At 57.9% G+C, this 5,589-nt stretch carries 6 protein-coding genes; 1 reads left to right on the top strand and 5 read right to left on the bottom strand.

Annotation, left to right across the window (positions count from 1 at the left end; translation table 11 throughout):
• Positions 1 to 1,159 (bottom strand): ATP-binding cassette domain-containing protein (locus V6C07_RS11160; RefSeq protein WP_333536557.1); only part of this gene is annotated, 1,159 nt, incomplete at its 3' end.
• A 217-nt stretch (positions 1,160 to 1,376) separates the two neighbouring features.
• On the opposite strand from V6C07_RS11160, the gene V6C07_RS11155 reads away from it, so the two are divergent.
• On the top strand, positions 1,377 to 2,015 hold the full coding sequence (locus V6C07_RS11155) for a hypothetical protein (protein WP_333536556.1): 639 nt from the start codon (positions 1,377 to 1,379) through the stop codon (positions 2,013 to 2,015).
• A gap of 308 nt (positions 2,016 to 2,323) precedes the next feature.
• Here the strand turns inward: V6C07_RS11155 and V6C07_RS11150 are convergent, their stop codons facing one another.
• The 4 genes from V6C07_RS11150 to V6C07_RS11135 all read right to left on the bottom strand — a co-directional run.
• Entirely contained in the window at positions 2,324 to 2,584 is a 261-nt protein-coding gene (locus V6C07_RS11150) for a hypothetical protein (protein ID WP_333536555.1), read from the bottom strand.
• Positions 2,569 to 3,159: a TrmH family RNA methyltransferase gene (locus V6C07_RS11145; protein WP_333536554.1), complete on the bottom strand. Its 591-nt coding sequence runs from the start codon at positions 3,157 to 3,159 to the stop codon at positions 2,569 to 2,571. Before V6C07_RS11145 ends, V6C07_RS11150 begins: the two co-directional genes overlap by 16 nt.
• A gap of 496 nt (positions 3,160 to 3,655) precedes the next feature.
• Positions 3,656 to 4,441: a hypothetical protein gene (locus tag V6C07_RS11140; RefSeq protein WP_333536552.1), complete on the bottom strand. Its 786-nt coding sequence runs from the start codon at positions 4,439 to 4,441 to the stop codon at positions 3,656 to 3,658.
• A gap of 355 nt (positions 4,442 to 4,796) precedes the next feature.
• Positions 4,797 to 5,589, bottom strand: a 793-nt coding sequence (locus tag V6C07_RS11135; RefSeq protein WP_333536550.1) for a Yip1 family protein, incomplete at its 5' end; no start/stop codon positions are given.

Genomic DNA, 5,589 nt, shown 5'->3' with positions numbered 1-5,589 from the left:
CCAGGGCCACATTGCCGCCCATCCAGTTGCGGCGCAGCCCCTGCGATGAGCGGGCGGGCCTGCCCTGCTCGTCTTCGCCATAAAAAAGCGCGGCCAGGGCGTCTTCAGAAAATTCTTCCAGAGGTGTGGACAGGCTGAACTTGAAGCGCTTGCCCAAGGCCTTGAGCGCGTCTTCATAACGGCTGAACATCTTGCCGGTAGCCCAGGGCAAAAGTACACCCGTATTCAGCGAAAGCCCCATATTGGGCGCAACAAGACGCGGCTCGAAATAATCCACGCCGCCAAGACCCACGCAACGCGGGCAAGCCCCCTGCGGGCCGTTGAAGGAAAAAAGCTGTGGGCTGGGCGCGGGCAAAGAAATACGGCAGTGCGTACACACCGATGAGGTGGAGTGTACGGTATCGGCCTCTTCGCCGGCAGCGGCCCTGTCGGGCAGGTGAACTACCAGCCGCCCTTCGCCGTAGCGCAGGGCCAGTTCCACCGAGTCGGCCAGGCGGCCGCGCAGTCCTTCCTTGTTGACCAGACGGTCAACCACAAGGTCAATGCTGTGCTTTTTGTTTTTGTCCAGGGCAGGCACGTCATCAAGCGTATGAAAAACCCCGTTGACGCGCACACGGGCAAAGCCCTCGGCCTTGAGTTTTTTAAATTTGTCCTGATGTGTGCCTTTTTGCAGTTCCACAAGAGGGGCCAGCACCATAAATTTTGTACCCTGCGGCAGGGCAAGGATATCGGCGATGATTTCATCTGCAGCGCGGGCTTCGATGGGGCGGCCGCACTGGGGGCAGTACATGCGCCCCAGACGGGCGAAAAACACGCGCAAAAAGTCGTAAATTTCCGTCACCGTTCCCACTGTTGAGCGCGGATTGCGCGAAACGCTCTGCTGCTCAAGAGAAATGGCAGGTGAAAGCCCTTCTATTTTTTCCACATCGGGCTTGTCCATCTGGGGCAGAAACTGGCGGGCATAGGCCGAAAGGGACTCCACATAGCGACGCTGCCCCTCGGCATACACGATGTCAAAGGCCAGGGTGGACTTTCCCGAGCCTGAAGGCCCGCAGATGACCACCAGCTCATCCCGGGGAATGTCCAGGCTGATGTTTTTGAGGTTGTGCTGCCGGGCCTTTTCAATATGTATGCAGGACTTGTTGGTGCTGGTATTCATGCTGGCATAAGTAAGCGCGGCAGGGCCGCTTGGCAAGATGGCTATGCCGCGCCGGATGCGCGACTAACAGGAATAACTACAATTAATAAACACTTTTTATTACTAAATCAATATGAAACAACGTAGCTTCGTCTGCGTGGACAAACAATGCCAAACGCGGTATAAAAATTTTTACGAACCGCAAGTCCATCAAACTGCCTTGCGGAGGGAGTATACTATGTTTCATCAGCGCTCACGCACTGTTTTTCTTGTTCTGGCCCTCGCCCTGGCAACTGTGCTTGCATTCCACCGCGCCCCGGCTGCCGCAGGGCATGAGCGCAGCGCCAGAGAAGTTTTCGCTGCCCTGCCCGAAAGCATTTTTGAAAACACCCCCGAAGGTCTGGCTCCTGTTGAAAAGCAGAAATTGCTTTCCAACGGGCAGGCCGATTTCTGGGAAGTGGCCGGGGAGACAGAAGACGTCATGGTTTTCGCCACCCTTCCCTTTCACGATGTGGCCGTAGCCCTGCGCCTTTTCCGACATAGCGGCAACGGAGCCGTTGATGCGGCCATCGGCACGCTGGGCGGCCCTGTCTGCACGGTGGAACTGTGGCGCATGGACGCCTCCGGCCGCCTTGTGCCTGTGGATACGCCGCCCGAGCCGTCTGTGGAAGAATTTCTGGGCAAAGACCAGAAGCTGCCGCCGGACGTGCAGGCCACGGTCATGATCTGCCTCGGCCTTGGCGGGCTGCGGGCGCAGCCCCTGTTCTGGACAAGCACAGGCATGGCCCATGTGCCGGTTGCCAATGACATAGGCTATCAGTGGAACGGCAAGAACTTTGAAAAGCGCGTGCAGCCGCACAGCGAAATGCAGCAATAACCTTGGCTGTTTAAAACTGCTCAGGGCTGTTTTGCTGTAAAACTGCTTTGGCGGCTGCCCAAGCAGACCGCCCGCGGCAAAGGCGCAAGCGCTCTTTATGTGCGCGCCGCACGCCGTAGTGCGCGTCTTAGACAGTGTCGTCACGAGATGAATTTGCTTGGTATATCAAGGAGAACGAGCCTTTTATGCAGGGAGTGTACTCTTATGGTACTCGACCGGAATAAAAGGCGAAGTTCGACGCAGAGATACCGGGAAAGGCGCTCGTGACGACACTGTCTAAAGCTTTGCGAATCTGCATTGGCAAAGCTTTAGAGCATTTTAACTTTGAAAAAGTGTAAATGCTCTAAAGCTGCACGAAAGTGCAGCGCGCCACAATGTGGCGTGGATTCAGCCGAAAATCGCATTTTCCGGCTGAATGAAAACTTTGAAATGTGAAGCATTTCAAAGTTAATCTGCTCTAAGACGCTCAAACATTCTCGCTTGCCGCGCTCTTTCCCCCATGCATACACTGCCGGAAAAACGACACGCGCCAAAAACACCGTGCTGTTTCCAGCTATTTTTCCAGCCATTCCTGCAACTTTTCTTCCAGCGCCGCCGCAGCCATGCGCGGCGCGGCATATATGCCCGCAGCCTCACGCTGGCGGGCGGCTTCGGACAAAATAATGGCCGCCGCCACAGAAACGTTAAAGCTCTGGATCATCCCGTACATGGGGATATAAAGCTCCCCGTCAGCCATCTGCAAAAGCTCCTGCTCCACACCGCTGTGCTCGTTGCCCATAATGACGGCTGTGGGCCGGGTAAAATCCCAGTCGCGCAGGGGCCGCGCCGTGGGCGAGCAGGACGTAGCCAGCACCTGCATGTTTTGCGCGCGCAGGCTTTCCATAAGCGACGCGCTGTCTTTGTGGCGCACACTCTCCACCCATTTTCTGGCTGAAGCCGATGTCTTGCGACCCAGCGCGGGAAAAGGCGTATTGGTATAATACAGATTGACGCGGCTGACGCCAAAGGCATCGCACGAGCGATAAATGGCTGAAACATTATGCGGATCATGAATATTTGCCAGCACCAGGGTGAGATCCGGCTGACGGTGTGCCAGCACTTCAAGCAGGCGGGCCTTGCGCCGTTCCGTGGGTTCCTTGGTCATGAGAGCTTCCTTTGCTGTTCGTTCAGGCCCTGATACTTCTCAAAAAAAGCCCGCTCAGGCAAGCCGCATCATTCCGGCCTGCGGCCCATTCAGGCCATAAAAAAGCCCCCGAGGGGGCTTTGCATCTGCCTGCCCCTTGCCTGCACGGCAGGGGGCAAGCCGCGTTCCATAGAGCAGAGCAATTTTGAGAATGTGTATTCTCACAGTTTACGGCACTCTCGCTTCGGCGCTTAACCGCGCAAGTACATAGCTTTGCTGTCTTCGCGGCAGTCGTTGGCGAGCCTGCGAGCCTTACGAATGGCGACAGTGGTTGTATGGAAACAAACCGCTCGTTACACATGGTGTCTGCAAGCGTAGTTTCCTGCGTTACAACTCCTGAAGCATCCGTAACTTCCTTTGTCGTAACGGCTGAAGCTGCGCTTGCACCTTTGCGGCGGGCGACTGCTCACGCAGCCGCCAGAACAGTTTCAAAGTGAAATTGCTCTGGTCTTGCGCCTCAGAACGCCTTGGACTTGAGCATGTCCGACCACGAGGACTCCCTGGGCGCGGGGCGGCTCGGGTCCACCCAGCCCAGCACCTGACGGCCCATATCCCAGGCAAGGGCGCGGGCTATAAGACCCGCCGGGTCTTCAGGATTGACCTCCGTAATGGAGAACAGATAAAAATCGTGTACCTGCCGGGCGTCCATAAGCCCGCCCTGGGCCATTGACCACAACAGCGTGCCGCTTTTGGCGTCGTAAACCTCAATGGCCAGCGAAAGCGAACTGGTTCCGCCGGAGCCTCCGTCCATATAATGGTTGATATAGCCGCCCACCAACATGTCGGCCCCCCGCGCCCGCGCAAGGGCAAGAGCGCGCTGCGGCTCAAAAGGTCCGGCCTTGGCATCATACTCAAGGGCCGAAAAGGCGTTGAGAGACAGCCAAACCTGCCATATCTGACGCGAAAACATGGTGCTGAAGGTTACGGGGTCCTTTATCTGCTGCACGGCCCGCAAAGGCACAAAAAGGGCCGTCGGGCGATAGCCCAGAGATTCTGTGGGCCGCACATAGATGGCCGGGGGCTGCCGCCGCACAAAGTTGTTGACCCGCACCTGTATGGGCATGCTCAGGTCCCCGGCAAAATCATAGGTACGGCGGCTGTCGTCAGGAGCGCGCGAACAGCCCCAAAGCAAAAAAAGCAGCAGGCCCAGCGCCACGGTCATGACCATGCGTGCCAACGGCCATGCGCATTCCGCAAGGTTCTGCCCTTGCCACGTTCCGGAAAGTTTCTGGCAGGTATGCATATTTTCTCCTGGCCGGGGTCTGCCGCACACTGCGGCCGCTATTGCCCGGCGGATACTGTATCCGGCAAAATGCCACGTCCGGTAAACAGGTCCCGCATGCCGCTGCACTGCGGGCGGCACGTGGGCGCCATTTTTCTGTCATTTGCCAGAACCGTGCCAAAGAGGCCTTTTCAACCTTGCCGAAAAGCGCGGAGCCTCCGCACATGCCGCACACCGCGGACATCGCCATGCTGAAAGTACCAGCACATACGGGGGCCGCAAACGGCGGCCCCGTTGAAAAGTATCGCCGCCCGACCGTCCACAAAAAAACGGCCGGGCGGCGATGCCTATTGGGGGCAAATGCCGTGACTCAGGCTTACATCCGCGCCGCCTGAAAAATCTGCAAAATCAGGGGGGCCAGCAGCAGCACCACAGGCGCAAGCCCCATGAGGGTTTGCGGCCAGGTAAGCTTGAGGGCTGCGCGGCAGCCTATGAGCACGCAGGCGAACATCCAGACAAAGCCCACAAGAGAGCCAAGCAGAGGAACCACACACAGCAGGGTGGGCGCCGCGGAATAGGCCAGCACCTGAAAAACCTGGCTGAAGTCCGTGCGACTGCCGCGTACAAAGCCGTAGGTGAAGTTGATGAGCGCACTGAGCACATACAGCTGGATGACGGACATGCCTGTTTTTATCAGCACGACCATCGGCAGGCTCATCTGCGGCGAGAGCATGAGCAGCATCTTTTCAAGCTGCGGATCCGAAGCGGCGCTGGGGGCCATGAGCGACATGAACACACCGGACCACACGCGCTCCACAATAACCTGTACCACACTTACCAGAAGATAGAAAATCAGGGCGCGCATCTGCGGCGAACCGGGCTGCACCTGGCTGAAAAAACGCTGCGCCCCAAACATGACCCGCATGCAGGTCTGGTAAAATGCCGCTATCCACCCGTCCGGTTCGGGGGCAGTCTCCCAGGGGATGCCGCCTTCCGCATGATCATAGTCGTCATCATAGCCGTGTTCGTCATGGGGGCCATTGCCGGCATCGCCGTGGCGGCCGAAAGCTTCACGCCTGCCGTCCTCATCGCGGTTGTCATGGCTGCTGCCGTTCTTTCCTTCCGCACTGCCCCTGGGCGCAAAACGCCCGTGTTCGCGCTCATAGGCG

The sequence above is a fragment of the Desulfovibrio sp. 1214_IL3152 genome, assembly GCF_036763055.1.
Lineage (GTDB): Bacteria > Desulfobacterota > Desulfovibrionia > Desulfovibrionales > Desulfovibrionaceae > Desulfovibrio.
The sequence above is the reverse complement of the archived record's forward strand: the minus strand, read 5'-3'. Positions and strand labels throughout refer to the sequence as shown.

Coding starts and splice junctions, on each gene's coding strand:
- V6C07_RS11155 (WP_333536556.1), top strand. CDS start 1,377: ATGTTTCATCAGCGCTCACGCACTGTTTTTCTTGTTCTGGCCCTCGCC.
- V6C07_RS11145 (WP_333536554.1), bottom strand. CDS start 3,159: ATGACCAAGGAACCCACGGAACGGCGCAAGGCCCGCCTGCTTGAAGTG.
- V6C07_RS11140 (WP_333536552.1), bottom strand. CDS start 4,441: ATGCATACCTGCCAGAAACTTTCCGGAACGTGGCAAGGGCAGAACCTT.
- V6C07_RS11150 (WP_333536555.1), bottom strand. CDS start 2,584: ATGGCTGGAAAAATAGCTGGAAACAGCACGGTGTTTTTGGCGCGTGTC.